This window comes from Pseudomonas sp. Q1 (assembly GCF_009935975.1).
Lineage (GTDB): Bacteria > Pseudomonadota > Gammaproteobacteria > Pseudomonadales > Pseudomonadaceae > Aquipseudomonas > Aquipseudomonas palleroniana.
Genome location: NZ_QODI01000018.1, coordinates 88,474 through 114,891, shown reverse-complemented (window position 1 = coordinate 114,891; position 26,418 = coordinate 88,474). Strand labels below are relative to the sequence as shown.

Genomic DNA, 26,418 nt, shown 5'->3' with positions numbered 1-26,418 from the left:
CTCTGACACCGGGCATTTGTTAGAATCCGCAACGCGCCGCTTAGCCGGCGCGTTTTTTTTGCATCCGGTTCACCCTTTACGAGGGTAGCCACCTGGAGAGAACACCCATGACTCAACCGATTGTCGTGGCGGCACTGTACAAGTTCGTCACCCTCGAAGATTACGTCGCCCTGCGCGAACCCCTGCTGCAGGCAATGGTCGACAACGGCATCAAAGGCACCTTGCTGATCGCCGAAGAAGGCATCAACGGCACTGTTTCCGGCAGCCGCGAAGGCATCGATGGCCTGATCGCCTGGCTGAAGAACGATCCGCGCATGGTCGACATCGACCACAAGGAATCGTACTGCGACGAGCAGCCGTTCTACCGCACCAAGGTCAAGCTCAAGAAAGAGATCGTGACCCTGGGCGTCGAAGGCGTCGATCCGAACAAGAAAGTCGGCACCTATGTGGACCCCAAGGACTGGAACGCGTTGATCAGCGACCCGCAAGTGCTGTTGATCGACACCCGTAACGACTACGAAGTCTCCATTGGCACCTTCGAAGGCGCGATCGACCCGAAAACCACCAGTTTTCGCGAATTTCCCGACTACATCAAAGCCAACTTCGACCCGGCCAAGCACAAGAAGGTCGCGATGTTCTGCACCGGCGGCATTCGGTGTGAGAAAGCGTCGAGCTATATGCTCAGCGAAGGCTTCGATGAGGTCTACCACCTCAAGGGTGGCATCCTGAAATACCTCGAAGAGGTACCCCAGGAAGAAACCAAATGGCAGGGCGACTGCTTTGTATTCGACAATCGCGTGACGGTCCGCCACGACTTGAGCGAAGGCGACTACGATCAATGTCATGCCTGCCGCACGCCAGTCAGCGTCGAAGACCGTGCGTCCGAGCACTATGTGGCCGGCATCAGTTGCCCGCATTGCTGGGATAAGCTGCCGGAGAAGACCCGTCGCAGTGCGATCGACCGGCAAAAGCAGATTGAACTGGCCAAGGCCCGCAATATGCCGCACCCGATTGGCTTCAACTACAAGCAAACCCCTTCCGAGGCCTGAGCCATGTCCGCGCGCCTGCTCTATGTAATGGACCCGATGTGTTCCTGGTGCTGGGGCTTTGCCCCGGTGGCCGAGGCGTTGGTGGAGCAGGCCCAGGCCGCCGGCGTGGAGCTGCACCTGGTGGTGGGCGGCTTGCGCACCGGCAGCGGCGCGGCGCTGGAGCCTACGACCCGACGCTACATCCTGGAGCACTGGCAGGCGGTCACCGAGGCCACCGGCCAGCCGTTCAAGCTTGAAGGCGCATTGCCCGACGGTTTCGTTTATGACACCGAGCCTGCGTGCCGCGCCATCGTCACTGCCCGCAGCCTGGCGCCGGATTGCGCGTGGAAGCTGCTGGGGCTGATCCAGCGTGCGTTTTATGTCGAGGGCCGCGATGTGACCCTCGCCAGTGTGCTGGTGGAGTTGGCGGAGAAGGCGGGCATCCCGCGCATCGAGTTTGCCGGTGAGTTTGACCGCGCCGAGCAACACGCGGCGACGGCCGCCGATTTCACCTGGGTGCAGGACCTGGGCATCGCCGGTTTCCCGACGCTGCTGGCCGAGCGCAATGGCCAGTTGGCCCTGCTGACCAATGGTTACCAGCCGCTGTCCGAGCTGTCGCCGTTGCTGGCTCGATGGCTGGAGCGAGCAACCTGTGCATGACCAGCCTGACCTCGAGCCGAGCAAACGCACTGATCGCCTGACCTGGGCGGAAATCCGTCGCCTGGCCCTGCGTCACAAGAAATCCTTGTGGCTCGCCAATGGCGTCGCCGTGCTGGCGACCCTGTGCAGTGTGCCCATTCCGTTGCTGTTGCCGCTGCTGGTCGATGAAGTACTGCTGGGCCACGGCGACGCCGCGCTCAAGGTGATGAACCACGTCTTACCGCTGGGCTGGCGGAAAGCCGCCGGTTATATCGGCCTGATGCTGCTGGTGACCCTGCTGCTGCGCTGCGGTGCGCTGGTATTCAACGTCGTGCAGGCGCGGCTGTTCGCACGGCTGGCCAAAGACATCGTGTACCGCATCCGCGTGCGCCTGATCGAACGGCTCAAGCGCATTTCCCTTGGCGAATATGAAAGCCTGGGCAGCGGCACGGTCACCACGCATCTGGTCACCGACCTCGATACTCTGGACAAATTTGTCGGTGAAACCCTCAGCCGTTTCCTGGTGGCCATGCTCACTCTGGTGGGTACCTCGGCCATTCTGGTGTGGATGCATTGGCAACTGGCGTTGTTGATCCTGCTGTTCAACCCGCTGGTGATCTACGCCACGGTGCAGTTGGGCAAACGCGTCAAACACCTGAAGAAGCTGGAAAACGACAGCACCTCACGCTTTACCCAAGCGCTGACCGAAACCCTGGACGCCATCCAGGAAGTGCGCGCCGGCAACCGCCAGGGTTTTTTCCTCGGGCGCCTCGGCCAGCGTGCCCTGGAGGTGCGCGATTATGCGATCAACTCCCAATGGAAAAGCGACGCCTCCAGCCGCGCCAGCGGGTTGTTGTTCCAGTTTGGTATCGACATCTTCCGTGCGGCGGCGATGCTCACCGTGTTGTTTTCCGACCTGTCGATTGGCCAGATGCTCGCCGTGTTCAGTTACCTGTGGTTCATGATCGGCCCGGTGGAGCAGCTGTTGAACCTGCAATACGCCTACTACGCGGCGGGTGGGGCGCTGACGCGGATCAACGAGCTGCTGGCGCGCGCCGATGAGCCGCAATATGCCGGTGGCGAAGATCCGTTTACCGGGCATGAAACGGTCGGTATTGATGTGCGGGGCCTCAATTTCGGCTACGGCGAAGATTTAGTCCTCGACCAGCTTAACCTGAGTATTGCGCCCGGAGAGAAGGTCGCCATCGTCGGTGCCAGTGGTGGCGGCAAGAGTACTTTGGTACAACTGCTGCTGGGCTTGTATACCCCGCAGGCGGGCAGTATCCGTTTTGGCGGTGCCACCCAGCAGGAGATCGGCCTGGCAACCATTCGTGAAAACGTTGCGGTGGTGCTGCAGCATCCGGCGTTGTTCAACGATACCGTGCGCGCCAACCTGACCATGGGCCGTACCCGTTCCGACCAGGCCTGCTGGCAGGCATTGGAGATCGCCCAGCTGGATGCTACCGTCAGGGCGCTGCCCTTGGGCTTGGACAGCGTGGTGGGGCGTTCCGGCGTGCGCTTTTCCGGCGGCCAGCGCCAGCGCCTGGCGATAGCGCGGATGGTGCTGGCCGAGCCGAAGGTGGTGATTCTGGATGAGGCGACCTCCGCTTTGGATGCCGCCACCGAGTACAACCTGCATCAGGCGCTGGCGCGGTTTCTCAGCGGGCGTACTACACTGATTATCGCCCATCGCCTGTCGGCGGTGAAACAGGCCGATCGGGTACTGGTGTTCGATGGTGGGCATATCGCCGAAGATGGCGACCATCAGCAATTGATTGCCGATGGCGGGTTGTACGCCAAGCTGTATGGTCACCTGCAACAAGTGCGTTGAGTTAGCTTAGGCTGTGCTGTCGGGGGCGGATTTTCGCGTGCGTATTCAGCTGTGCATGTGCAAGGGACTTCATGAAGCAAAAACGAACTCTCGGAACACCACGGTTGTTGGGCATTGTCTGGCCTTTTATTGCCGTTGTGCTGTTCCAGGCATTGTTGGGTTGCGTCAGTCTCTACGTGCTTTCAGCGGTGCGTGGCTATGTGGCTGGCGAAAGTCTTTGGTCCAAGGGGCAGAAAGATGCCATCTATTACCTGACCCTCTACGCCGATAATCGCGACGAAGCCACTTACCTCAAGTATCAGCACGCCATCGCCGTGCCACAGGGTGGGCACGAGTTGCGCATTGCCCTCGACCGTCCCGTCCCTGACCTCACCGCGGCGCGCCTGGGTATTCTCAAGGGGGGCAACCACCCGGATGACGTTTCCAGCCTGATCTGGCTGTACCTCAACTTTCGCCATTTCAGCTACCTGGAAAAAGCCATCGCACTGTGGACCGTGGGCGATGGCTACCTGGTGCAGCTGGATGAACTGGCCCAGTCGATGCACCGGGCGATCAGCGCCAATCAAGTCAGTGGCGACAACGTGCGCGACTGGAAGGCGCACATCATTGCGATCAATGACGGCGTGACCCCGGCGGCCAAGGCATTCAGCGATGCCTTGGGCGAAGGCTCGCGGATGATTTTGCGGCTGTTGCTGATCACCAACCTGGCCACCGCGTTGGGGCTGATTGTTCTGGCGCTGCTGCGTACCCACAAGCTTCTGGCCCAGCGCCATGCCTTCGCCAATGCCCTGCAAGTCGAGAAGGAGCGGGCGCAGATCACCCTGGAGTCGATCGGCGACGGGGTGATCACCACCGACGTCGATGGCGCCATCACCTACATGAACCCAGCGGCGGAGGCGTTGACCCACTGGAAAAACGCCCAGGCCCAAGGCCTGCCTCTGGCGGCGTTGTTCAACCTGCTGGACGAAAGCGCCGAGCCCGACGGCTTTACCCTGATCGAGCGCATCATCAGGGGCCGGCTTGGTGGCGGCAGCGAACATTCCAAGCTGATCCAGCGCCTGGACGGCAGTACGGTGTCGGTGACGCTGGTGGGGGCGCCGATCCGCAGCGCCGGCAAAGTCAGCGGTGCGGTACTGGTGCTGCACGATATGACCCAGGAGCGCCAGTACATCGCCAACCTGTCGTGGCAAGCGACCCATGATGCCTTGACCGGCCTGGCCAACCGTCGCGAGTTCGAGTACCGCCTGGAGCAGGTGCTGCAACAAGTGGGGCGCCAGCAGGGTGGGCGGCATGCGTTGATGTTCCTAGACCTGGACCAGTTCAAGCTGGTCAACGACACCTGTGGTCATGCGGCCGGTGACGAGCTTCTGCGTCATATTTGTGCGCTGCTGCAGTCGGACCTGCGCGAAGGCGACACGCTGGCTCGGTTGGGCGGCGACGAGTTCGGCATCCTGCTGGAGAACTGTCCGGCGCCGGTGGCGGAAAGAATCGCCGAAAGCCTGCGCCATACCGTGCAGAGCCTGCATTTTGTGTGGAAGGGACGGCCGTTCATGACCACCGTCAGTATCGGCCTGGTGCACATCTCACAAACCCCGACCACCCTCGAAACGTCGTTGCGGGCGGCAGATATGGCGTGCTACATGGCCAAGGAAAAGGGCCGCAACCGAGTGCAGGTCTACCATGCCGATGACTCGGAATTGTCTTTGCGTTTCGGTGAGATGGCCTGGGTGCAGCGCCTGCACATGGCGTTGGAGGAAGACCGTTTTTGCCTGTACTCCCAGGAAATCTCGCCGCTGGGCCATACCGACGCCGGCAGTGGGCATATCGAAATCCTGTTGCGACTGCACGATGAAGGGGGGCGCATCATCTTGCCCGACAGCTTTATCCCGGCCGCCGAACGTTACGGCCTGATGACATCGCTGGACCGCTGGGTGGTCGAGAACGTGTTCAAGATCATCGCCAAGTGCATGCATGAGCGTCCGGGCCGGCCCATGGCCATGTGTGCGATCAATCTGTCAGGCATTACCATTGGTGATGACGATTTCCTGGGTTTTTTACATGAGAAATTCGCGGCTTATAACATCCCGCCTGAAATGATATGTTTTGAAATAACAGAGACGAGTGCTATTGCCAATCTCGGCAGTGCAATCCGTTTTATTAATGAACTCAAAGCCTTAGGTTGCCATTTTTCCCTCGATGACTTTTGCGCCGGAATGTCCTCATTCGCTTATCTCAAACATTTACCTGTAGACTTCCTGAAGATCGATGGAAGTTTCGTAAAGGATATGCTGGACGACCCGATTAACCGCGCCATGGTCGAAGTGATCAATCACATCGGCCACGTCATGGGTAAGCGCACAATTGCCGAGTTTGTTGAAACCACGCACATCGAACAGGCGTTACTTGAGATCGGTGTGGATTACGCTCAGGGCTACCTGATTGAACGCCCGCAATTGTTTACCTTTGATAGCTTGCAGTGTCGACCTGTGCGTCCGCAGCCTCTGTTATTCAAGGCGCCCGGCACATTCCGCTGAAACATTTGCTGGTCTGTACTATCACACTAAAAAAGGAGCCCTACAGTGATCGACACATTCAACAGAACCGGCCCGCTTATGGAAGCCTCGAGTTACCCCGCCTGGGCGCAACAATTGATCCAGGACTGTAGCGAGAGCAAGCGCCGAGTTGTCGAGCACGAACTGTACCAGCGCATGCGCGACAACACGCTCAGCGCCAAGACCATGCGCCACTACCTGATTGGTGGCTGGCCGGTGGTGGAACAGTTTGCCTTGTACATGGCACAGAACCTCACCAAGACCAAGTTTGCCCGCCATCCTGGGGAGGATATGGCGCGACGTTGGCTGATGCGCAATATTCGTGTGGAACTGAACCACGCTGACTATTGGGTGAATTGGGCGCGTGCCCATGGCGTGAGCCTGGAGGAGTTGCAGGCGCAGAATGTACCGCCGGAATTGCATGCCCTGAGCCATTGGTGCTGGCATACCAGTTCGTCCGATGCGCTGATCGTTGCAATTGCCGCAACCAACTATGCCATCGAGGGGGCGACTGGGGAGTGGTCCGCCGTGGTGTGTTCGACCGGTGTGTATGCCGCCGCCTTCCCTGAGGAAGACCGCAAGCGTGCGATGAAGTGGCTGAAGATGCACGCCCAGTACGACGACGCCCACCCCTGGGAAGCCCTGGAAATCATCTGCACCCTGGCCGGGATGAACCCGAGCAAGGCCTTGCAGGTCGAGTTGCGCCAGGCCGTCTGCAAGAGCTACGACTACATGTACCTGTTTCTGGAAAGCTGCATGCGGTTGGAAAAAGACAACGACAAGATGCTCGCGGCCGTTCGCGAGCGCCCGGCACGCGTCGCCAGCGAGGCGTGATGCAAGCGTGATGGCGGGGGCTTACCCCGCCATCGCCAAGCGGTTACGGCCTTCGCGCTTGGCCACGTACAAAGCGTTATCGGCCCGGCGCAGCAGGCTTTCAGCCGACTCGGCGGCCAACAAGGTTGAGCAGCCGAGGCTCACCGTCAATTCGATCCGCGTCCCCTCCACCCAGTAATCCTGTGCCTGTGCTGCCTGGCGCAAACGCTCGCCGACCATGGCGGCGGCCTCTCGGCCGGTATTCGACAGCAGGATCAGAAACTCTTCCCCGCCAAACCGAAACACCATGTCCACGTTGCGCAACTGGTTTTTGATCGTGGTGGCGATTTCGCGCAGCACGCTGTCGCCAGCCGCATGACCGTGAGTGTCGTTGATTCGCTTGAAGTGGTCGATGTCCAGCATCAGCAAAGACAACGGGCTCAGGTGCCGCTTGGCCATGTCGATCTCCCTTTGCAGAGTCTGGTCCATGGCGATTCGGTTGCCGGTTTCAGTCAATGGATCACGCAGGGCGCTGCGCGTGGCTGCGCGGTAGAGCAGGGCGTTGCGCATCGGATAGAGCAGGGTCGCCAGCAAGGTTTCGAGTTGGTGCAGTTCGTCTTCCATGAAGCGCTGGTTGCGGCGAAAGATCAGTTCACCCAAGTGCTCGCCTTCGTGGCTCAGGCTGTAGCTCACTGAATGATGGCCGCGATGGCCGAACTCCAGGCGCAGGTCGCTGGTTGCGTGACGGTACTGCAGGGCATCCACGGGGACCAGGCGCTGGGTTTCGCGAAAGAACAGGCCGAGGATACGCTCCGGCTCCAGGCTGACCTGCAATTGCTGGTTCAGCTGCTGGCGCAATTGGTTAAGGGTGATGGGACGCTGCGGCCGCAGGGAGGGTTGACCAAACCCCAGACGTTGCAATTTGGCACTGTCGAAGTCAATTGCGTTGGTCTGGGTGGGTGTTTTCATAGTTGGACGGCCTCTAAGCACTGAACTGTCTTACAGGCTGGATGAGAATGGCAGAAGCCAAGCGTCTTACTGTTCCGTCAGTTGCGTAAAACAATAGGAACAGTTTAAACCGCTTTAGTCCGGGTTATAACCCCGGGGCACCGCCGCACGTCTTGTCATCGCTTAACCTGCTTGTCAGGGATTAGAGCGAGATTCGTGCCAAATCCTTTTGGCTGTATAAAACGTCTTACAAATCAATTAATTGCTTTTATAACTCAGTGGGGTTGTCGCCTGCTCGCGTCAGTTATTTGGCTGACTGCTGGCTTAGACCAAGGTTGTGCGGTCGATCTGCTCAATCGACGTGACCCCGGTCAGGGTCATGGCCACGCGCATCTCCTTGGCGAAGATATCCAGCAGGTTTTCCACCCCGTGCTGGCCGTCGGCAGCCAGTGCGTAGGCGGTGGCGCGGCCCAGCAGGCACGCCTTGGCACCCAGGGCGAGCATGCGCACTACGTCCAGCCCCGAACGGATGCCGGAGTCCACCAGCACGGTGAGGTCATCGCCTACCTTGTCGGCAATCGGTGGCAGGGCCTTGGCGGTGGACAGCACGCCGTCCAGCTGGCGCCCGCCATGGTTGGAGACCACGATGCCATCGGCCCCGAAGCTCACGGCGTCCTTGGCATCCTGCGGATCGAGGATGCCTTTGATGATCATCGGGCCTTTCCAGAACTCACGGATCCACTCCAGGTCTTTCCAGCTGATGGAGGGATCGAAGTTGTTGGCCAGCCAGCCGATGTAGTCTTCCAGGTGGGTGGGTTTGCCCAGGTACCTGGAGATATTGCCCAGGTCGTGTGGACGGCCCAGCAACCCCACATCGAACGCCCATTGCGGCTTGGTGACGGCTTGCAGCATGCGCCGCGACGCCGCGAATGGCCCGGACATGCCCGAGTGTGCATCGCGGTAGCGTGCGCCTGGCGTGGGCATATCCACGGTGAACACCAGTGTCGTCACCCCGGCCGCCTGGGCCCGTTCCAGCGCGTTGCGCATGAAGCCACGGTCCTTGAGGACATACAGCTGGAACCAGATTGATTGCGCGCTTTGAGACGCCACTTCTTCAATCGAACACACCGACACCGTCGACAGGCAGAAGGGGATGCCTTTATTGGCGGCTGCTTTGGCCGCCTGCACTTCGCCGCGCCGCGCATACATGCCGGTGAGGCCCACCGGGCTGAGGATCACCGGCATGTCCAGGGGCTGGCCGAACAGGGTGGTCTTGAGGCTCAGGCTATCCACATTGCGCAGGACACGCTGGCGCAGGCTGATCTCGGCCAGGTCCGAACTGTTGGCGCGCATCGTGTGTTCGGCGTAGGCACCGCCGTCGATGTAGTCGAACAGGAAGCGCGGCAGCTTGCGCTTGGCGGCTGCGCGATAGTCGGAGGCGGACGAGATGATCATTGAAGAAGGGCTCCACAAGGCAAGGTGATTCAGGATAGGCAATAATCTGGCATGATAAAAACAACTTTTATCAATGGTAGCCAGTCGCAAAAGGAATACCGATGAATCTACGAGCATTGCGTGCCTTTGTCGAAGTGGTGCGCCAGGGCGGCTTCTCCCAGGCTGCCGAGGTGGTGTCGCTGACTCAGTCCTCCGTGAGCAAGGCCGTCAGGACGCTGGAGGATGAACTGGGCGCGCCGCTTTTTAATCGCCTGGGCCACCGTAACGAACTCACCGCCGCCGGTGAAATTGTCTACCGTCGCGCCCAGGTGCTGCTCGCCGAGAGCAATGACCTGGTGGCCGAGATCAATGACTTGCGCGGCCTCAAGCGTGGCCAGCTGCGCATCGGCCTGCCCCCGGTGGGTTGCGGCGTGCTGTTCGCGGCCATGTTCGCCACCTACCGCAGGCGCTACCCTGACATCGAAATCGAACTCACCGAGTACGGCAGCAAGAAACTGCGCGGGTGCCTGGAAGCCGGGGAGATTGACCTCGCGGCGTTGCTGCTGCCCACGGATGAAGGGTTCGACTTCCAACCCGTGCGCAATGAACCCCTGATGGCCGTGTTGCCCATGAACCACCCGCTGGCCCGGCGCAAGCGCATCGACTTCACCGACCTTGCGGACTCACCGTTCATTCTGTTCGAAGCCGGCTTCGCCCTGAACGCCAAGATCCTCGCCGCCTGCGAGCGCAAAGGCGTGACACCCAAAGTCACGGCCCGCAGCGGGCAGATCGACTTTATCGTCGACCTGGTCTCGGCGGGCCTGGGCGTCGCCTTCCTGCCGCGCATGCTGGCGCACATGCACCAACCCACCGGTATCGCCCTGATCCCCTTGGACGAACCCCACACCGACTGGCACATCGCCCTGGCTTGGCGCGCCAGCGCCCACCTGCCGCCGGCGGCGCGTGCCTGGCTGGATTTGGCCAAGGAAATGGCCCATTCGGAGTAGGGCGGCTAGCGGTTATCAGGATGAATTCACCAAAATGCATCCAGATGCTTGACTTCTTCTTTTTAATCAGTAACATACGGCGCATTCCGCGATAGCTCAGTTGGTAGAGCAAATGACTGTTAATCATTGGGTCCCTGGTTCGAGTCCAGGTCGTGGAGCCAGATAGGAAAAGCCTGCAGCGATGCAGGCTTTTTTTTTGCCTTGGATTTCTTCGGGGTGATCAAAGCGCACGGCGTGAGCGGCATGAATGCGCATCAGGAGGTCGATCGCTCCATGATTTGATGGGTTAAATTCTGATAACGTCCTGGATATCAACATTCGAGGCAGTGTCAATAATGGGCAATCATGTAGCTCGCTACGCGTTATTTGCTTTTCCCCTCTTCCTGTTGTGCCAACCAGTACAAGCAGCATCGTGGCAAATTTGCAGTATGGAGTTACGTGTTACTGATGTATTGAAACATCCATACCCCAAGCTGCAGGCGCAGATCCTGAAGGTGAGCCCTACATCGACCACGGCAGAGTGCCCGGAAGAGGGGGCGACCCTCACGTTTATCCCAGAAACTACTGATTACCAAAGCCAGATCCCACGCCGAGAGTGGCCAAAAAAAGGCCAGTCGGTGCGTGTGAACTACCGGTATCTGGATGGGATATGTAAAGGCGATGGCCATAGTCATGCGTGCCGTATTGAGCATTACCCATTAGCGGGTAGCTGAGTTGCAAGCGTTTTCCCGGTTCACTTCAAGTTAGCTGAACGGACGCGGCGGTAACTGCCCGATCTTGCTGATCCGCTCCGTCTCCAGTCTTAGGCTCAGGAGGACCGCCCTTTAGACCAGCGCTTGTAATCCGCAGGAGTCATCCCCGTAAGTTGAATGAAAGCCCGTCGAAACGAGGTATCTTCGTTGTAGCCGCACTTGAGGGCCACTTGTTTAACGCTGGCTCCCGGTGTCTGAAGGAGGACGCAGGCCGTTTCTATCCTCACGCGGGTAATGAGTTCTTTAGGCGACTCATTGGTCAATGCCTTGAGTCGCCGATGCAGTGTCCGCTCACTCAGATTCAATGTTTTGGCCAGCTCTTCAGCCGTCAGCCCGGGTTTGGCATGACGAATGATTTGCTCGGTTTCCAGAAGCAGCGGATTGGCACTATTGATAAAACCTCGGGGTGCATAAACCAGTTGAGGCAGGGGCAAGCTGTCGGTCACAGAGATATCTGCGGTCAACTTGGCGACATCGGCACCGGCCAAGCGCCTAATCACGTAGAGGGCCAGATCAATCCAGGATAACGGTCCTCCAGTGGTAATGATGCCGTCTTGCTCCTCCACCGCAGTGCCCCACACCGGCTGGGCTTTTGGAAATCGCTGTTTGAAAGCATGGTGCAGCCACCAGGTCGTGGTGCAGCGTCTGTTGTCGAGCAACCCAGACTCTCCCAGAACAAACGTACCCGCGCACGCCCCACCGACCAGTACGCCTTGCTGATGGTTCACTTTGAGCCAAGCTGCCGCGTGTTTGAGGGAGTCGGAAGTGGGCGGCAACCTATCCGGCCCCAAGGCCATGCCAGTCACGAGCACAGCATCAAAAGGCCCCGCGCCGTAAAAATCTGCATCAACGGGGATCAGTCTGCCCTGAGGATCCCTTAGCGCCTTACCATCCGCACTGACGATGATCGTTTCGAATTCAACATCGATCTTGGCGCTCATTTCCGAAGCCAAACCAGGCGGTGGTGATTTCAGCGCCTGATTGGTCATCCAGAACAGATCAGCCAGCCCAGTGATGGCAGACATCAAGCTACCTTCCACAGCAACAATCGCAACGCGCATGGCAAATCCTGCTTTGGCAATCAAGTTGGCGAGTTTTGCATGAAGTGTGGCTTATTTGTTATCTAACAGTTCCAGTTGCGCCTACTTAAACTTTGCACAGTCAACTGCAAAGGCGCTCCGACATGAACCTGCCGCTCTACCTGAACTCCAGGCCTCACGAAGAAAAACGCCCCGGTCCGCTGAGCTGGCTGAGCCGACTTGGCTTGGCCCTGGGTTTATCGCTGTTGTTCTCCGGTGGCCCGGTCCTGGCCGCGTTACCTGATGGCAGTGTGCGCAACATCGTGCTGGTACATGGTGCATTTGCCGATGGCTCGAACTGGACACCGGTGATCAAGCAGTTGACTGCTATGGGCTATCACGTCACCGCCGTACAGAACCCGATGACCTCATTGGAAGATGACGTTTTGGCAACGCAGCGCGTACTTCGCCGACAACAAGGTGATGTTCTGCTGGTAGGACACTCATGGGCCGGCGCGGTTATAACGCAGGCCGGTAACGCCTCCAATGTAAAGGGGTTGGCCTATCTCTCCGCTTTAGTGCCCGACAGCGGTGAATCAGCAGCGGGCCTTCTGCAGCGACTGAATGCGCCTATGACTGGCCTGACACCCGATGCGGAGGGTTGGGTTTGGCTGGACGATCCCGTGCAGTTTCATCAAGTCATGGCGGCGGACTTACCGATGAAAAAAGTGCAGTTGCTTGCATCGGTTCAACAGCCTATAGCGGCAGCCTGTTTTGTCGAGAAAGTCCAGCACGCGGCGTGGCACGACAAGCCGAGTTGGTACTTGCAGACAACTGACGATAAGGCGCTTTTACCAGCGGTACAGCTGGCTATCGCGAAACAGATTGGAGCACAGACCTTATCAATCCGATCCAGCCACCTGTCCCTTGTTTCTCATCCCGACACGGTAGCCAAGTTCATCGATCAAGCCGCCAGAGAAGCCGGACGATGAAAAGTGCTCATACGTTTTCTACAGCAAGCAGGTCCTCAAGCATGAAAATTCTGCATATTGACTCGAGCATAATGGGCAGCAACTCCATAACCCGTAGACTTTCCTCAACTTTCGTTGCACATCTTCAAGATAGCCATCGCGAGACGCATGTGGAGTACCGCGACCTGGTCGATGATGAGTTGAAGCATCTCACCGGTCCTATTGCAGCAGGATTCCGACAAACCGAGATCAATGATTTTACGGAGGCCACTTTGCAGGAGCATCAACTGTCAGAAACTCTAGTCATGGAGTTCCTGGCGAGCGATGTGCTGGTCATCGGCGCTCCGATGTACAACTTTAACGTATCGAGCCAGCTAAAGGCTTGGCTCGACAGGATCGCCCAAGTCGGACGAACCTTTAAATACACAGAACAGGGTCCTGTAGGCTTGTCCGGCGATAAACGCGTCATCGTGGTTTCGGCTCGTGGGGGCTTCTACTCGGAGGGGCCACTGCAAAAAATGGATTTCCAAGAAAGTTATCTCAGGGCATTTTTTGGTTTTCTCGGAATTAGTGATATCCACTTCATCCGCGCCGAAGGCGTCTCCAGAGGCCAGCAATTACGAGACCAGGGCGTTGAAAAAGCCATAGCTGCAATGCCCGCTGTCATTGCAAGCCTGTCAGCCCCTGCTCAATAACTCACCCAGTCTGGAGGCTTGAATTCATGCTGTTTGCTATCAAACTTACCTACCTTCGCCCTGTTGAGGAAATTCAAGCTCACTTGGAAGCCCACAAAGCGTGGCTGGTCAAATATATACAGTCCGGAATCATACTGTTTGCCGGCCCTCTCGCCGATGAGAGCGGGGGCTTCATCCTTGCGTATGGTGAGCGCCACTCGGACATTCAACAAATAGTCGCCGAGGACCCGTTCGATGTTTACCGGTTGGCAACTTTCGACATTCTGGGTTGTGATCCGGCAGTCCGCACGTCCGATTTCGCAGCCCACTGGGCCAGCGGAGCCAAGTCCATAGACTGTGTTTAGCGCGTTGCCTGTCGCATAAGGAGTTGCGTTTTTTGGGTGGCATCGCTCTTCAGTGGGACGGCGAGGGGATTTTTAATCAGGTGCTTATACTTCCCAAACCGTGCCATACAGTGAAAAGCCTGCAGTCATGCAGGCTTTTTTTGCCCTGGATTTGACCTTGCCCCTGCTCACCAGAACAGCATCTTCAATGCCAACGCAATCACGACGATATTGAAAACTGACTCCATCCATTGATCACCTTTCTTTAACGCAAACTTGGCGCCGGCATTGGCGCCCAATAGCGTGCCAATAATCAGGCAACATCCGTACTGCCAGTTGATGATGCCGCTGACACCGAAAATGATGAGTGAGCCCACGGAAAGGACGAGCCCGCCGACTTTGCGTGTACCCACCGATTCGCTGATGGTTTTTCTGAAAAAGATAATGAATAAATACGTCGAGAGTTTGGCCTGCCCACCGAATAGCCCGCCGATCATTCCTACTGGAATGAAGAGAACATAGCCAAACAGACGCCTGGCCGCTGAGGGAGGTGCTTCGCCGCTACGAGGTTTTTTTATAAAGGACAATGCGACCAGCAGCAACGTCAGCCCGCCAATCACTTTGTGCAGCAGCGCGGGGTCTATTTGAAGCAGCAGGCTCGCTCCTCCCACGGCCCCGGCGAGCCCTAGTGCAGCAGCCGGAACGGCCAGCGCATAATCGATTTTTCCCTGATTATGGAAGTGCCGCAACCCGGCAACCATGGTGCCTACCGAGGCCAAGCGTGCTGTGGCGATCGCTGACTGAGGCGCAATCCCCAACCAGATCATCACTGGGACGGTTAGAAACACGCTCCCACCGGTGTTGGTCCCGACGAATCCCGTCAGAACTCCGAGAAAAACCAGGGCAGCACCTGTCAACCCATCATGTGCCGTCGCCCAGGCAGTAAAATCCAACATCACTTATGCAGGATCGCCTGGTGAATATCCTGCAACGCCATGATGCGCTGGGCGGCGTTTAGTTTGATGGCTTCCTTGGGCATGCCGAATACCACGCAACTGGCCTCGTCCTGGGCTACCGTCGCGGCGCCGGCAACGAGCATTTCCTTGAGGCCGCGGGCGCCGTCGTCGCCCATGCCGGTCATGATGATGCCGGTGGCGTTCTTGCCGGCGAATTTGGCCACTGAGCGAAACAGCACATCCACTGATGGCCGATGGCGGTTGACCAGCGGCCCGTCGATGACCTGAGTGTGATAGTAGGCGCCGCTGCGTGTGACCATCAGGTGCTTGCCGCCGGGAGCGATCAACGCCAGGCCGGGCAGGATACGGTCGTTGTTGCGCGCTTCACGCACTTCGATCTGGCACACGCTGTTCAGGCGCTCGGCGAAGGAGGCGGTGAACTTCTCCGGCATGTGCTGCACGATCACCATGCCCGGGCACACCCTCGGCAGTGCCGTCAGCACGGCCTCCAGCGCCTGGGTGCCGCCGGTGGAGGTGCCGATGGCGACAATGCGTTCAGTGGTCTGGGCCATGGCCTGGCCGTTGGCGGCGGGCAGGATCGCATCCGCGGTCAGCTTGCCGGCGACCGTGGGCGCCGGGGTCGGCTTGGCGATGCGCTTGCCGAGGTTGCTGACATTGGAGTTGGCCGCCGCACGGATTGCCGCAATCAGTTCCGGGCCCGATTCGATCAGGAAATTTTTCAGGCCGGTGGTGGGTTTGGTGATGATGTCCACGGCGCCGGCCGATAAAGCCTGCAGGGAGGTTTCCGCGCCTTTCTGGGTCAGTGACGAGCAGATCACTACCGGTGTCGGGCGCTCGCTCATGATTTTCCTGAGGAAGGTGATGCCATCCATGCGCGGCATTTCCACGTCCAGCACAATCACATCCGGCCATTCACGGGCGAGCTTGTCCATGGCGAAAATCGGGTCGGAGGCGGCGCCTATGACGTGGATATCCGGCGTGTCATTGAAAATCGCCAGCAGCACTTGGCGGACAACGGCCGAGTCATCGACCAGCAATACGCTGATTTTTTTATTAGGCATTGTTTTTGAGTAATCCCATTGGTTGATGCCGGACCCAGACGTTGCCGTTCCACAGGTCGAACACGATAGTGCGATAACCGGTACTGCCCATGTCCTGGGCCGCCAGGTGCAAATGATGGTGTTTGGCAAGCGCCAGCGCGGCGCGGATGTTCAGGGCGGCCACATTTTGCGCCGGTAGGTGGCGATGCTGCGTGGGGAACATCTCGCCGCCGCCGAACGCCTTCACCTGATAGTCCTGGGGCCGCGTGCCATGGGCGCGTGCATGCCGAATCAGCAGCTCCAGCGCTTCGTCGCCGTATTTGCCATCCAGGGGCTGACCATGCCGCAAGCGTGCTGGCAGCATGAAATGGCACATGCCGCCGATCCGCCGTTGCGGATGCCAGAAGGTGAACGCCACGCAGGAACCGAGCAAGGTGCGCAGGCGAGTCGGCCGCGTCGCAAAAGTGACTTGGCCGGGCGCCAACACCACTTCGGCTGCACCGAGAGGCTTTTTCATGGCTTTCGGTAAATCGACGGCGCCACCAGCTTCAAGGTGTCGTTCACACCATTGAGGCTTTCCGAGTGGCTGATGATGAAATGGCCGCCGGGCTTGAGCTGCGGCAACAAGCGTGCGACGACTTGGCTCTTGGTCTGCTGGTCGAAATAAATCATCACGTTGCGCAGGAAGATCACATCGAACTCGCCCAGGCCTGGCAGCGGCTCGTTCAGGTTGACTTGCACGAAGTTGACGCGGTTGCGCAGGCTCTTGTCGATCAGGAACGTGCCTTCCTGGCGGCCGATGCCCTTGAGGCAGTATTTGGTGAGCAGCGGCTGGGGCAGGGTGCCGACGCGCTCCATCGAGTAATGCCCGGTACGCGCCTTGGCCAGCATCTGAGTGCTGATGTCCGAGCCGATCACTTCCCAAGGCGTAGTGCCCAGGGCCTCGGCCAGCGTCATTGCCAGGCTGTAGGGCTCTTCGCCCGAGGAGCTGGCCGCGCTCCACACGCGAAACACTTTGCCCGGCGTGGCCTTGGGCAGGACGTGCTGACGCAGGAAATCAAAGTGCTTGGGCTCGCGAAAAAAGTAGGTTTCGTTAGTGGTCAGCAGGTCCAGCGCGACTTGCAGTTCGCCCTTGCGCTGGTCGTTCATGATCAGTTTGAAATAGTCCCCGTAGCTCTCCAATTCATAATGCTGGAGGCGCTTGAACAGGCGCCCGGCCACCAAGGCTTTTTTGGCCGGCGACAGGTTGATGCCGGCCGCACGGTACAACCAGGATTGGAATTGACCGAATTCACGATCATCGAGCGAGGCAGTGTCGGCCATGATCGTATCTCAACGCTGCTCAAGGTCGAGCGCCGGTGCCTGCGCGCTTTCGGCCAGGCTGGACATCTCATCGATAGAAAGGACTTTGCCCACCTCCAGCACAATCACGAACTTGCCTTCGACCTTGGCCATGCCGCCGATGAAGTCCGCGCGAATCCGCGCGCCGAAGCTGGGAGGGGGCTCGATCTGGGCCGCTGGAATCTCCTGCACGGCGGATACCGTATCCACCAGCAACCCGATGTCCTGGGGCTGCCCATCTTCGGTACTCGCTTCGATGATGATCACGCAGGAGCGTCGGGTAATCGGCGAGTTCGCTCGGCCGAAACGCGCCGATAGATCAACCACCGGCACCACGGCGCCGCGCAGGTTGATCACGCCGCGCACGAACGCGGGCATCATCGGTACCACGGTCAGGCTGCCGTATTCGATGATTTCCTTGATGCCCAGAATGCCGATCGCGAACATCTCGCCACCGAGCATGAAGGTCAGGTATTGCGCATCCTCATCCGCCGCCACTGCGGTCTGACGGTTAGTCATCACTGCACCCATGTCACTCTCCCTGTAAGCCCGCGTCGATGTCTCGCATCAGAAACGGGTAAATTCCGACTCGTCCGGTGCGCTGGCCATCGTGTAGGCAAACGCTTTGCGGGCGGGCTGCGGTGCCGGGCGGGGTGGCTGGCGGCTGGGCTTGTTGCCAGGGCTGTCCACACTGCTGGGTTGAACCGCGGCGCCGGACGTGGCGTCGAGTACGAAAAAGCTCATCGCCTGTTGCAACTGCTCGGCCTGGCTGCTCATTTCTTCGGCGGTCGCCGCCAGTTCCTCGCTGCTGGAGGCGTTCTGCTGGGTCACCTGGTTGAGCTGGGTCATGGCTGTGTTGATCTGCGCCACGCCGGCCGCCTGCTCTTCGGACGCGGCACTGATTTCCTGCACCAGGTCGGAGGTCTTGTTGATCGAGGGGACCATTTCGTCGAGCAGTTTTCCGGCCTTTTCCGCCATGTCCACGCTGCTTGACGACAGTTCGCCGATTTCCTGCGCGGCCACCTGGCTGCGCTCCGCCAGTTTGCGGACTTCGGCGGCGACCACCGCGAAACCTTTGCCGTGCTCGCCGGCCCGGGCAGCCTCAATCGCGGCGTTGAGCGCCAGCAGGTTGGTCTGGTAGGCAATGTCATCGATGATGCTGATGCGCTGGGCGATTTTCTTCATCGCCAATACCGTTTGTTGCACTGACTCTCCGCCGTCGGTGGCTTCCTTGGCCGCCTTGCTGGCCATGCCATCGGTGACCTTGGCGTTTTCGGTATTCTGATTGATGCTGGCGCTCATCTGTTCCACAGACGCGCTGGTTTCCTCGACGCTGGCGGCCTGTTCACTGGTGGCCTGGCTCATCGACTGTGCGGTGGCGCTGACTTGCTCCGAGGCGCTCGCCAGGTTATCGGCAGCGTTGCGTACTTCACCGATGATAGTCGCCAGTTTGCCGACCATGTTGCGCATGGCATTGAGCACCATGCCGGTTTCATCTTTGCCGCCCGGCGCGATAGGGGTGCTGAGGTTGCCTTCAGCCAATTGCTCGGCGGCGGTCGCGGCTAGCCTCAGTGGACGCGAAATAATCCGCGCGATGAACACCGCCAGGCCCAGGCCGATCAACAGGGCGGCGACCAGCACCGCGATGATCGACACGCGTGCGCTGTCGTACAACGCCAAGCCCTTGTCACCGGCTTCGCTCGCGCCGGCTTCATTGAACTCGACCATTTTCTGCAAGCGGCTGGTCACCTCATCGAAATGCGTCCTGGACTCCCCTCTGAGCAGGGTAGTCGCAGCGGCTTCCTGGTTCTGCCGGGACAAGTCGAGCAATTGCTTGCTGGTCGCCAGGTAGGTGGACCAGGCACTTTTCAAACCGGTCAAAAGCTGACGTTCTTCATCGCCCGACAGCAATTGCTCGTAGGTGCCCATGCGGGTATTGAACTGCTGAAGCGTCTCATCGGCTTCGCGATCAGCCTGGGCCTTTTCTTCGGCGATCTCGGTAGTGACGTGGCGGTTTTCCTTCAGACGATAATTGGCTGCAAAAAAACGCATGCCGGCCGCGGCGCGCATGGATGGCATCCAATCGCTCTTGATCTCCTGGGCTGCCTGGTTGACGGCACCGAGCTGGTGGATTGCGAACACGCCCATGGCCGCAGTGAGCGCCAGGACTACCAGGAACGCGCTGATCAATTTGGTGGAAATCTTAAGATCGTAGAACCATTTCATCGGGGAACCTCCATGGAATTGCGAATGCGTCAGCGCACGCCGACCGCGGGCGACGAGGGCGCCTGAGGTGTGCGGGCTTCCTGTTGTACGATTTGGTTGAGCAACGCCGGTATATCCAGGATCAGGGCCACCGCGCCGCTGCCCAGAATGGTCGAGCCGCTGATGCCGCGTAGCGCACCGAACAGCTTGCCCAAGGGTTTGATGACGGTCTGGAACTCGCCGAGCAGGTCATCCACCACCAGCCCGGCCTTGTGTTCGGCATAGCGCACCACCACCACGTTCTGGCGGCGGGCCGGCGGGCCTTCATGGTTGAAGTGGTCGCGCAGGTGCACCAGCGGCAGCACCTCGCCGCGCAGATCCAGGTAGCCCTGGTCGCGGCTGGATTGGCGCTGGTGTTCGTCCAGCTCGACGCATTCCTGGACCATATCCAACGGAATCACGTAGGTGCAATGGTCGATGCCGACCAGGAATCCGTTGATGATTGCCAGGGTCAGCGGCAGGCGAATGCGCACCACGGTGCCTTGGCCGGGGCGGCTGTCGAGGTCGACGGTACCGCGCAACAGGGTGATATTTCGTTTGACCACATCCATGCCGACACCGCGTCCGGAAAGGTTGGTCACCGCCTCGGCCGTGGAGAAACCGGCTTCGAAAATCAGGTTGTAGATTTCCTGGTCGCTGAGCACCGCACCGCTGGCGACCAGCCCGCGTTCCTGGGCTTTTTCCAGGATACGTTCGCGGTTGAGTCCGGCGCCATCATCGGCGATTTCGATCACGATGCTGCCCGAGTCGTGGTAGGCATTCAGGCTCAGGTGACCCTTGGTCGATTTACCGGCGGCGCGTCGGGCCTCGGCGTTCTCGATGCCATGGTCCATCGCATTGCGCAACAGGTGCATCAGCGGGTCGCCGATTTTCTCGACGACGGTCTTGTCCAGCTCGGTTTCCGCGCCGCTGATGATCAGGTCGATATCCTTGCCCAGTTCCTGACTGACATCGCGCACCACGCGGCGGAAACGATTGAAGGTATCGCCGATGGGGATCATGCGCAGGCGCAGCGCGCCATCAAGGATCTCTTCCACCAGCCCGGAGACGGTCGAGGCGGCTTCTTCCAGCGGGTCGTTGTTGCAGGAGCGCGCCAACAGGCTGGCACCGGCGCTGGCGATGACCAGCTCACCGACCAGGTTGATCAGTTCATCGAGCTTGTCGGCATTGACCCGTACATAGTTGCCGTCCCGCGGCTTGACGTCGCTGGTCGTCGCGACGCGCTGTTGCGTGGTCGCCACTGGGCTGGCAAGGGTCTGGGTGACCAACTCGGTACCGGCTGCGGTGCTGCTGTCGCCTGGCGCGTCGAGGGCGCTGATGAGCACCTCACAGTCATCGCGTACGAAGTCGAACACTTCATTGAGGGTGGCATGGCTGGCATTCGAACGCAGGTCGATTTCAAAGCCCAGGTAGCAGCTTTCCGGGTCCCAGGCGTCCACGGGCGGAATGCGCTCGGTCAGCGGGGTGACCTGTAGCAACTGGCCCAGCGTGGCGAGGTAGCGCAAGAAGGACAACGGGTCCATGCCATTGCGGAACACCTCTGCGCCGAAACGCAGGGAAATATGCCAGAGCACCTCGGCGCGGGTATCGTCATCTTGGCCTGCGCTTTCCACAACGGCGATTGTCGTCTGCAGTGGCTGATAGGCGCTCAGTGCTTCGCGCAACACCTCACCATATTCCAGTGTCGCAGGCTGCAGCGCGCCACCGTGATGGTCGACCGCCTCGATCAGGTCAAGTATGTGGTCGCCGCACTTGAGCAGCAGTGCGATCAACGCCGCATCCACTTTTACGCTGCCATCGCGCAGGCGGTCGAGCACATCTTCGACGATATGCGTGAAACCGACAATCGGTGCCAAGCCGAACAATCCGGCGGAGCCTTTGATGGTATGGGCGGCGCGAAACACTGCACCGATCGCATCTTCATCACCGGGTTCGCTCTCCAGTTGCAGCAGGGATTGCTCCATGACCTGCAGCAGCTCGCGTGCCTCGGCGATAAAGGTCTGCTGTGCCTGATCGAGATCAATATTCACCTGGACACTCCTTGTCGCTCATTGAGCGGGGCTGCGCGCTAGAAGATCGCGCCGCCACACAGTTGAAAGGTGCTCGTGACCGCCTGGCTCTGCCCGGCAAGGCTCAGGTCCGTGCCATTGCCGGCGGCTTCGCGCTTGATGACCGCGAGCAATTGCAGGCCGGCGCCGTCGATTTCGGTGACCTGTGACAAGTCGATTTCCAGGCGTGGCACCGCGCCAATCTGGGGCAGCAGCGCGGCGGCAAGCTCGGCCACGGTGTAGATCGTCAATTCGCCGTCAATGCCCAGGCGGGCGGTGCCGTCGACTGTTTCGCAGGTGATGGACATAAGGCCTCCGTGCCGTCATCGGTCAGGGCAGGATCAACTTGGACACCGCCGCCAGCATCTGCGCCGGCTGGAATGGCTTGACCACCCAGGCCTTGGCACCTGCGGCCTGGCCTTCGGCTTTCTTCGATTCCTGCGACTCGGTGGTCAGCATGATGATCGGGGTGAACTTGTAGCTGGCCAGCTTCTTGACTTCCTTTACAAAGGTGATGCCGTCCATATTGGGCATGTTCACGTCACTGATGATCAGGTGCACCTTCTGCCCGTTGAGCTTGCCCAGGGCATCCTTGCCATCGCAGGCCTCGATCACATCGTAGCCGGCACTTTTCAAGGCAATGCCGACCACTTGTCGCACGCTGCTCGAGTCATCGACCACCAATACATTCTTCGCCATGCTGTGCTCCTAGAAAAAAGTGATGTCTTGTGAACTCTGCTGCGCAGCGGTATCGCCATGGTGGTTACGCCGCTGCTCGTCGGTGGCATAGGTGGCCTCCATGCGCGCCAGCCACTGGCGGGCATCGACGGCCGCCAGTTGGTCGGGCATCTGGTTGGCCTGGAGCAGGTGCTCATGCAGGGCGTACATGTTGTCGCGTACATGGCTGAGGATCTGGCTGACCCGGTCCTGGAATTGCAGGTTGACCAGCACCTCGGTCATTTCGTCACGGATGCCGTAGCTTTCCTGCTTGAGCAGGTCGGCGGAATCTGCCAGGCGCCCGGTGATGCTCTGGAAGCGTTCGAGCACCTGCTGGATGCTCTGCTCGGACGCGGCGACGGAGTGGCTGTCCTGGTCGGCGCTGCTGGAAGCCACCTGCACCAGTTGGGTAATGGCGTTGTTAATGATGTCGACTTTGGCCGACATCTGCTGGCCGGTCTCGCTGGATTTACTCGACAGGCTGCGCACCGCATCCGCAACCACGGCAAACCCGCGCCCGGCTTCACCGGCACGCGCCGCCTCGATCGCGGCATTGAGGGCCAGCAGGTTGGTTTGTGCCGCAATCGCCGCCACGTCGGCGGCCATGGTGCGCAGTTCGCCGGTATAGGCGGTAAGGCTGCGCACCTGGGAGAGGGTCTGGTCGCGGCTCGATTGAGCGGCCTTGAGCGAGTCGATGACCTGGCTCAGTTCGCTGTCGCTGCGCGCCAGTACCTTGAGCGCGCCGTCTGCAGCCTGCCCATCGAGTTCCCCGGCGGCTTGCTGCGAGGCCTGCACGGTGTCCTGCAGGCGCGTGGAAATACCCGTGAAACGGTTGGCCAGGCTGACGATGGCGTCTTCGGTCTGCAGGCGCGAGCTTTCCACTTGCTTGGCCCAGATGGGCATGGCGCCCAGCAACACCTCGTCGAGCTGGGCGCGCACGGCCATGCCGTGGTGTGTCGCGTCTGCATCTGCCGGGTCTGCCTTGGCCTGCGCAATTGCTCGCAGCACCAGGTCACGCTGCGAACGGGTGCTCCAGGCGCATGCACCCAGACCGATCAGCAGCAGTACGGCACAGGCCGCCAGATTGGCCGGCGAGGCTGATTGCAGGAGTATCCATGCAATGGCAGGGATGACCGGGATTAACGCAAACCAGCGAAAAGGCAAGGGAACGGGGGGGAAAGTACGGCCGGATTGACGCTGAGTCATGAGTTCGGTCCTTGAACAGTGTTGCAGATGTGAACGACATAAAGTCTATCTGTCCCCGGCGCCTTAACTTTAGATGGGGTACATACCTTCCGTCCGGTTTGTGACCGGTGTGTTACCGGGCGTCGGCAGGAGAGTTGCCCCATCTCTTGAGAATCCGCGGCTCTTCAACCGTAGGCAGGAGGTACTCGAGCCACCCGGTACGGTGTGAGCCTGGCAGGCCCTGCGCCTCGTCGGCACCCGCCGATTCACCTTCATCGCAGCTATAACACTTGTCACTGCTGCGTCTGCCATCAGCATAGACAATAAAGCCGCCGCGGCCTTCATGGCACTCGTGCAGATACACCGGCGACAGCTCTCGTTGCTGATCAACATACGCATTCACGCGAGTGATATAGATCCCCATCGACAACGACACGCAAACAATCAGCACTACGCACAATACCAACTGATAGGTATAGCTGATGTTTACGTGATCAGGACGCACTGACGACATACAACGACCCTGTTCGCTCAACGTTCTGACCCACCAGAAACCAGCTACTGCCTCCCATGCGGATCAACTGAGCTTTCGGTGCGAGGAAGCCAGCCATCAGGGCGGAGAAAATCAACACCAGCAGGGCACCGATGATCATCGAAGACAGGTTCATGGCTGTGATGCTCTGGATAAGAAGAGCCTCAGCTTAAGCAGGGGAGGGTTAACATCAGGTAAACATCATTCGAAGGCCGGCCGGCTTCCGTTATCCTTCAAGCCTCTGCGCACTACCTGTCCGAGGCTTTTTACTGTGCATATTCATCTGCTGCTGGTCGAGGACAACCTGGACCTGGCCACCACCGTCATCGAGTATCTGGCGTTCAGCAGTATCGTCTGTGACCACGCCAGTAATGGCCAGGCCGGACTTAATCTGGCACTCAACCAACATTACGACGTCATTCTCCTGGACATCATGCTGCCGCGACTGGATGGCCAGCAGTTATGCGAACGACTGCGCCAGCAAGGCGTGCAGACGCCGATCCTGATGCTGACTTCGCTGGATGCGTTGTCGGACAAGCTCGCCAGTTTTGCCGCGGGAGCCGATGACTATCTGGTCAAGCCATTCGAACTGGCCGAGCTGGTGGCCAGGATTCGCGCATTGAGCATGCGCCGCAGCGGTCAGACCAGCCGCCTGCAGGTGGATGATTTGGTGATGGAGCTGTCCACCCGTAAGGTCAGTCGCGCAGGACAGGAACTGCATTTGTCGCCGATCTGCTGGGCCTTGTTGGAGCATCTGATGCGCGCCAGTCCTGAACCCGTTCCCCGAGAGCGGCTGGAAGCAAAAGTCTGGGGCGATGAGCCTCCGGACAGTAATACGCTCAAAGTGCACCTGCATCGGCTACGCAAGACGGTCGACAAACCCTTTGGCCGGCCATTGATCCATACCCTTGCCGGGGTCGGTATTCAGGTAAAACCCTATGCGTAATGGGTTGAGCCTGAAGTGGGTGATCAGCGGGAGTTTCCTGTTACTGATTGCGGTGGTGTTGCTGATCTACAGCCACCTGCTGCCTGTATTCACCGTGCGCGGCTTGCTCTACACCGCCAGCTCGATGATGGAAGAAGAAGCCCAATATTTTATCCGGCACTACAAGAAAGACCCGACCACGCCACCTCCGCACAATTACTTCTATACCGGCGTCATCGGCAAGGAGGCGTTGCCGCAGAACGTCCGCCAGATGCTGGATAGCCCGCCGAGCCTGTCCTTCGGCGCGGTCCACATCTTCGGCGATCTTTACTCCGATGATGACGATGCCCCCTTCCAGATCATCCTCGAGCAGCCCCTGGGGGACGGTAAAACCCTGTACCTGTATGACATCGACCATGACCACGAGGAGGGCGGTGAAGTCGAGACACCCTTGTCCGATGCCTACTTTGACCAGGTGTTGCAGAGCGTCACGTTCATCAGCCTGGCGGTATTCGTGCCGGCGCTGCTCATTATCGCCTTGTTGGTGTGGTGGTTGGTGCGTCCGTTGGGACGCCTGGCCGAATGGTCCAGTACGTTGAAAAATGCTGACGCAATGGCCGCCGGCCGGCCGGGTTTCAGCTTCAAGGAATTCAATATGCTGGCCGAAGCGCTGGCCAAAAGTGTCGAGCAGGTGCAGGCGGCCAGCCAGCGCGAAGGTCGTCTTTTACGCTACACCAGCCATGAACTGCGCACCCCATTGGCGGTGCTCAAGGCCAATATGGAACTGTTGACCCTGCAATCGGGCGGTGTGCTGCCGACCTCTTTGCAGCGCATCGAGCGCTCCGTGCTGAATATGCAGCTCATCGCCGAGACATTGCTGTGGATGAGCCGCGAGAGCCCCGAGCCGCTGCCGGAAGCAGACGTTGACCTGGGTGAGCTGGTGGGCGAATTGATTGAGAAACATCGCTACCTGATCGGTAACCGGGATATCGAGCTGATCATCGACATCCGCCACGAACCTTGCCGCTTGCCTCCCACCGCATGCCGCATCGTGATCGGCAACTTCCTGCGCAATGCGCTTCAGTACGCGCAGGAGGGGGAAGTAGAAATCAGCTTCCAATACCCCCGTTTGTTTATTGCCAATCAGATGAGGGAGATCCCGCCGCAACAGGAGTCCAACGACTTCGGCTATGGCCTTGGGCTGCAGTTGATGCGCCAGCTATGTGCAAAACTGGGTTGGCACATTGAAGTGATTCGCGTGCAACATCGTTTCACTGTCATTCTCGACTTCACGGACTCGCTGGCGGTCGAGTCGGCGAAGTAAGGGGCCGTTAACGATTACTGTGTTCGGGCTGGTAACCTGCGTAGCGGCAGGC

26 protein-coding genes and 1 tRNA gene are annotated in these 26,418 nt (G+C 59.3%); 12 read left to right on the top strand and 15 right to left on the bottom strand.

From position 1 onward, the window contains the following. Positions 1 to 107 precede the first annotated feature (107 nt). From DK870_RS25090 to DK870_RS25070, 5 genes are all read left to right on the top strand, one after another. Positions 108 to 1,049 (top strand): rhodanese-related sulfurtransferase, encoded by a 942-nt coding sequence (locus DK870_RS25090; RefSeq protein WP_104994374.1) that lies wholly within the window; start codon positions 108 to 110, stop codon positions 1,047 to 1,049. A 36-nt stretch (positions 1,050 to 1,085) separates the two neighbouring features. Further along, a complete protein-coding gene (locus tag DK870_RS25085; protein WP_178126907.1) occupies positions 1,086 to 1,688 on the top strand; it encodes a DsbA family protein in 603 nt (200 codons plus the stop codon). After that, a complete protein-coding gene (locus DK870_RS25080) occupies positions 1,681 to 3,498 on the top strand; it encodes an ABC transporter ATP-binding protein (RefSeq protein WP_161550016.1) in 1,818 nt (605 codons plus the stop codon). Before DK870_RS25085 ends, DK870_RS25080 begins: the two co-directional genes overlap by 8 nt. Before the next feature lie 71 nt (positions 3,499 to 3,569). Continuing rightward, a complete protein-coding gene (locus DK870_RS25075) occupies positions 3,570 to 6,032 on the top strand; it encodes an EAL domain-containing protein (RefSeq protein ID WP_161550015.1) in 2,463 nt (820 codons plus the stop codon). A 78-nt stretch (positions 6,033 to 6,110) separates the two neighbouring features. Further along, a complete protein-coding gene (locus DK870_RS25070; protein WP_218580644.1) occupies positions 6,111 to 6,884 on the top strand; it encodes a TenA family transcriptional regulator in 774 nt (257 codons plus the stop codon). 21 nt (positions 6,885 to 6,905) lie between these two features. Here DK870_RS25070 and DK870_RS25065 read toward each other — a convergent pair whose 3' ends face one another. After that, positions 6,906 to 7,832 (bottom strand): GGDEF domain-containing protein, encoded by a 927-nt coding sequence (locus DK870_RS25065; RefSeq protein ID WP_161550014.1) that lies wholly within the window; start codon positions 7,830 to 7,832, stop codon positions 6,906 to 6,908. 303 nt (positions 7,833 to 8,135) lie between these two features. Continuing rightward, the gene (gene lldD, locus DK870_RS25060) at positions 8,136 to 9,266 is read right to left on the bottom strand and encodes an FMN-dependent L-lactate dehydrogenase LldD (protein ID WP_090369670.1); all 1,131 of its coding nucleotides are present in this window, start codon (positions 9,264 to 9,266) and stop codon (positions 8,136 to 8,138) included. A 101-nt stretch (positions 9,267 to 9,367) separates the two neighbouring features. Here lldD and DK870_RS25055 point away from each other — a divergent pair, with 101 nt between their 5' ends. Both DK870_RS25055 and DK870_RS25050 read left to right on the top strand, forming a co-directional pair. Then, positions 9,368 to 10,252: a LysR family transcriptional regulator gene (locus DK870_RS25055; protein ID WP_090369672.1), complete on the top strand. Its 885-nt coding sequence runs from the start codon at positions 9,368 to 9,370 to the stop codon at positions 10,250 to 10,252. A gap of 85 nt (positions 10,253 to 10,337) precedes the next feature. Beyond that, a tRNA-Asn gene (locus tag DK870_RS25050) sits at positions 10,338 to 10,413 on the top strand. 647 nt (positions 10,414 to 11,060) lie between these two features. Here DK870_RS25050 and DK870_RS25045 read toward each other — a convergent pair. Beyond that, entirely contained in the window at positions 11,061 to 12,065 is a 1,005-nt protein-coding gene (locus tag DK870_RS25045) for a GlxA family transcriptional regulator (protein ID WP_161550012.1), read from the bottom strand. 122 nt (positions 12,066 to 12,187) lie between these two features. On the opposite strand from DK870_RS25045, the gene DK870_RS25040 reads away from it, so the two are divergent. Genes DK870_RS25040 through DK870_RS25030 form a run of 3 tightly spaced genes read left to right on the top strand, consistent with a single transcriptional unit; the run spans position 12,188 to position 14,033 of the window. Then, positions 12,188 to 13,015 (top strand): alpha/beta fold hydrolase, encoded by an 828-nt coding sequence (locus DK870_RS25040; RefSeq protein ID WP_161550010.1) that lies wholly within the window; start codon positions 12,188 to 12,190, stop codon positions 13,013 to 13,015. Between the two features lie 41 nt (positions 13,016 to 13,056). Further along, the gene (locus DK870_RS25035) at positions 13,057 to 13,689 is read left to right on the top strand and encodes an FMN-dependent NADH-azoreductase (RefSeq protein ID WP_161550008.1); all 633 of its coding nucleotides are present in this window, start codon (positions 13,057 to 13,059) and stop codon (positions 13,687 to 13,689) included. 26 nt (positions 13,690 to 13,715) lie between these two features. Then, a complete protein-coding gene (locus tag DK870_RS25030; RefSeq protein ID WP_161550006.1) occupies positions 13,716 to 14,033 on the top strand; it encodes a YciI family protein in 318 nt (105 codons plus the stop codon). A 167-nt stretch (positions 14,034 to 14,200) separates the two neighbouring features. Here the strand turns inward: DK870_RS25030 and DK870_RS25025 are convergent, their stop codons facing one another. From DK870_RS25025 to DK870_RS29460, 12 genes are all read right to left on the bottom strand, one after another. After that, positions 14,201 to 14,968 carry a sulfite exporter TauE/SafE family protein gene (locus tag DK870_RS25025; RefSeq protein ID WP_161550004.1) on the bottom strand — a complete coding sequence of 256 codons (768 nt, stop codon included), beginning with the start codon at positions 14,966 to 14,968 and terminating at the stop codon, positions 14,201 to 14,203. After that, positions 14,968 to 16,050, bottom strand: coding sequence for a chemotaxis response regulator protein-glutamate methylesterase (locus DK870_RS25020; RefSeq protein WP_161550002.1), 1,083 nt, complete (start codon positions 16,048 to 16,050; stop codon positions 14,968 to 14,970). The genes DK870_RS25025 and DK870_RS25020 overlap by 1 nt, the downstream gene beginning before the upstream one ends. Then, positions 16,043 to 16,546 (bottom strand): chemoreceptor glutamine deamidase CheD, encoded by a 504-nt coding sequence (cheD, locus tag DK870_RS25015; RefSeq protein WP_060755843.1) that lies wholly within the window; start codon positions 16,544 to 16,546, stop codon positions 16,043 to 16,045. Before cheD ends, DK870_RS25020 begins: the two co-directional genes overlap by 8 nt. Then, the gene (locus tag DK870_RS25010; protein ID WP_161550000.1) at positions 16,543 to 17,352 is read right to left on the bottom strand and encodes a protein-glutamate O-methyltransferase CheR; all 810 of its coding nucleotides are present in this window, start codon (positions 17,350 to 17,352) and stop codon (positions 16,543 to 16,545) included. The genes cheD and DK870_RS25010 overlap by 4 nt, the downstream gene beginning before the upstream one ends. Positions 17,353 to 17,361: 9 nt before the next feature. Next, a complete protein-coding gene (locus tag DK870_RS25005; RefSeq protein ID WP_161549999.1) occupies positions 17,362 to 17,901 on the bottom strand; it encodes a chemotaxis protein CheW in 540 nt (179 codons plus the stop codon). A 36-nt stretch (positions 17,902 to 17,937) separates the two neighbouring features. Beyond that, entirely contained in the window at positions 17,938 to 19,596 is a 1,659-nt protein-coding gene (locus DK870_RS25000; RefSeq protein ID WP_161549997.1) for a methyl-accepting chemotaxis protein, read from the bottom strand. Positions 19,597 to 19,625: 29 nt separating this feature from the next. After that, positions 19,626 to 21,665: a chemotaxis protein CheA gene (locus DK870_RS24995; protein WP_161549996.1), complete on the bottom strand. Its 2,040-nt coding sequence runs from the start codon at positions 21,663 to 21,665 to the stop codon at positions 19,626 to 19,628. A gap of 38 nt (positions 21,666 to 21,703) precedes the next feature. After that, positions 21,704 to 21,991 carry a lipid asymmetry maintenance protein MlaB gene (locus DK870_RS24990; RefSeq protein ID WP_161549994.1) on the bottom strand — a complete coding sequence of 96 codons (288 nt, stop codon included), beginning with the start codon at positions 21,989 to 21,991 and terminating at the stop codon, positions 21,704 to 21,706. 22 nt (positions 21,992 to 22,013) lie between these two features. Then, the gene (locus DK870_RS24985; RefSeq protein ID WP_003174214.1) at positions 22,014 to 22,382 is read right to left on the bottom strand and encodes a response regulator; all 369 of its coding nucleotides are present in this window, start codon (positions 22,380 to 22,382) and stop codon (positions 22,014 to 22,016) included. A 9-nt stretch (positions 22,383 to 22,391) separates the two neighbouring features. Further along, positions 22,392 to 23,303: a methyl-accepting chemotaxis protein gene (locus DK870_RS24980; protein ID WP_372241712.1), complete on the bottom strand. Its 912-nt coding sequence runs from the start codon at positions 23,301 to 23,303 to the stop codon at positions 22,392 to 22,394. A 415-nt stretch (positions 23,304 to 23,718) separates the two neighbouring features. After that, positions 23,719 to 24,099 carry a hypothetical protein gene (locus DK870_RS24975; RefSeq protein ID WP_161549990.1) on the bottom strand — a complete coding sequence of 127 codons (381 nt, stop codon included), beginning with the start codon at positions 24,097 to 24,099 and terminating at the stop codon, positions 23,719 to 23,721. Further along, on the bottom strand, positions 24,080 to 24,253 hold the full coding sequence (locus DK870_RS29460) for a hypothetical protein (protein ID WP_178126906.1): 174 nt from the start codon (positions 24,251 to 24,253) through the stop codon (positions 24,080 to 24,082). Before DK870_RS29460 ends, DK870_RS24975 begins: the two co-directional genes overlap by 20 nt. A gap of 135 nt (positions 24,254 to 24,388) precedes the next feature. On the opposite strand from DK870_RS29460, the gene DK870_RS24970 reads away from it, so the two are divergent. Both DK870_RS24970 and DK870_RS24965 read left to right on the top strand, forming a co-directional pair. After that, entirely contained in the window at positions 24,389 to 25,063 is a 675-nt protein-coding gene (locus DK870_RS24970; protein WP_104994364.1) for a response regulator transcription factor, read from the top strand. Beyond that, positions 25,056 to 26,366, top strand: a complete 1,311-nt coding sequence (locus DK870_RS24965; protein WP_161549988.1) for a HAMP domain-containing sensor histidine kinase — start codon at positions 25,056 to 25,058, stop codon at positions 26,364 to 26,366. The genes DK870_RS24970 and DK870_RS24965 overlap by 8 nt, the downstream gene beginning before the upstream one ends. Positions 26,367 to 26,418: the final 52 nt, after the last annotated feature.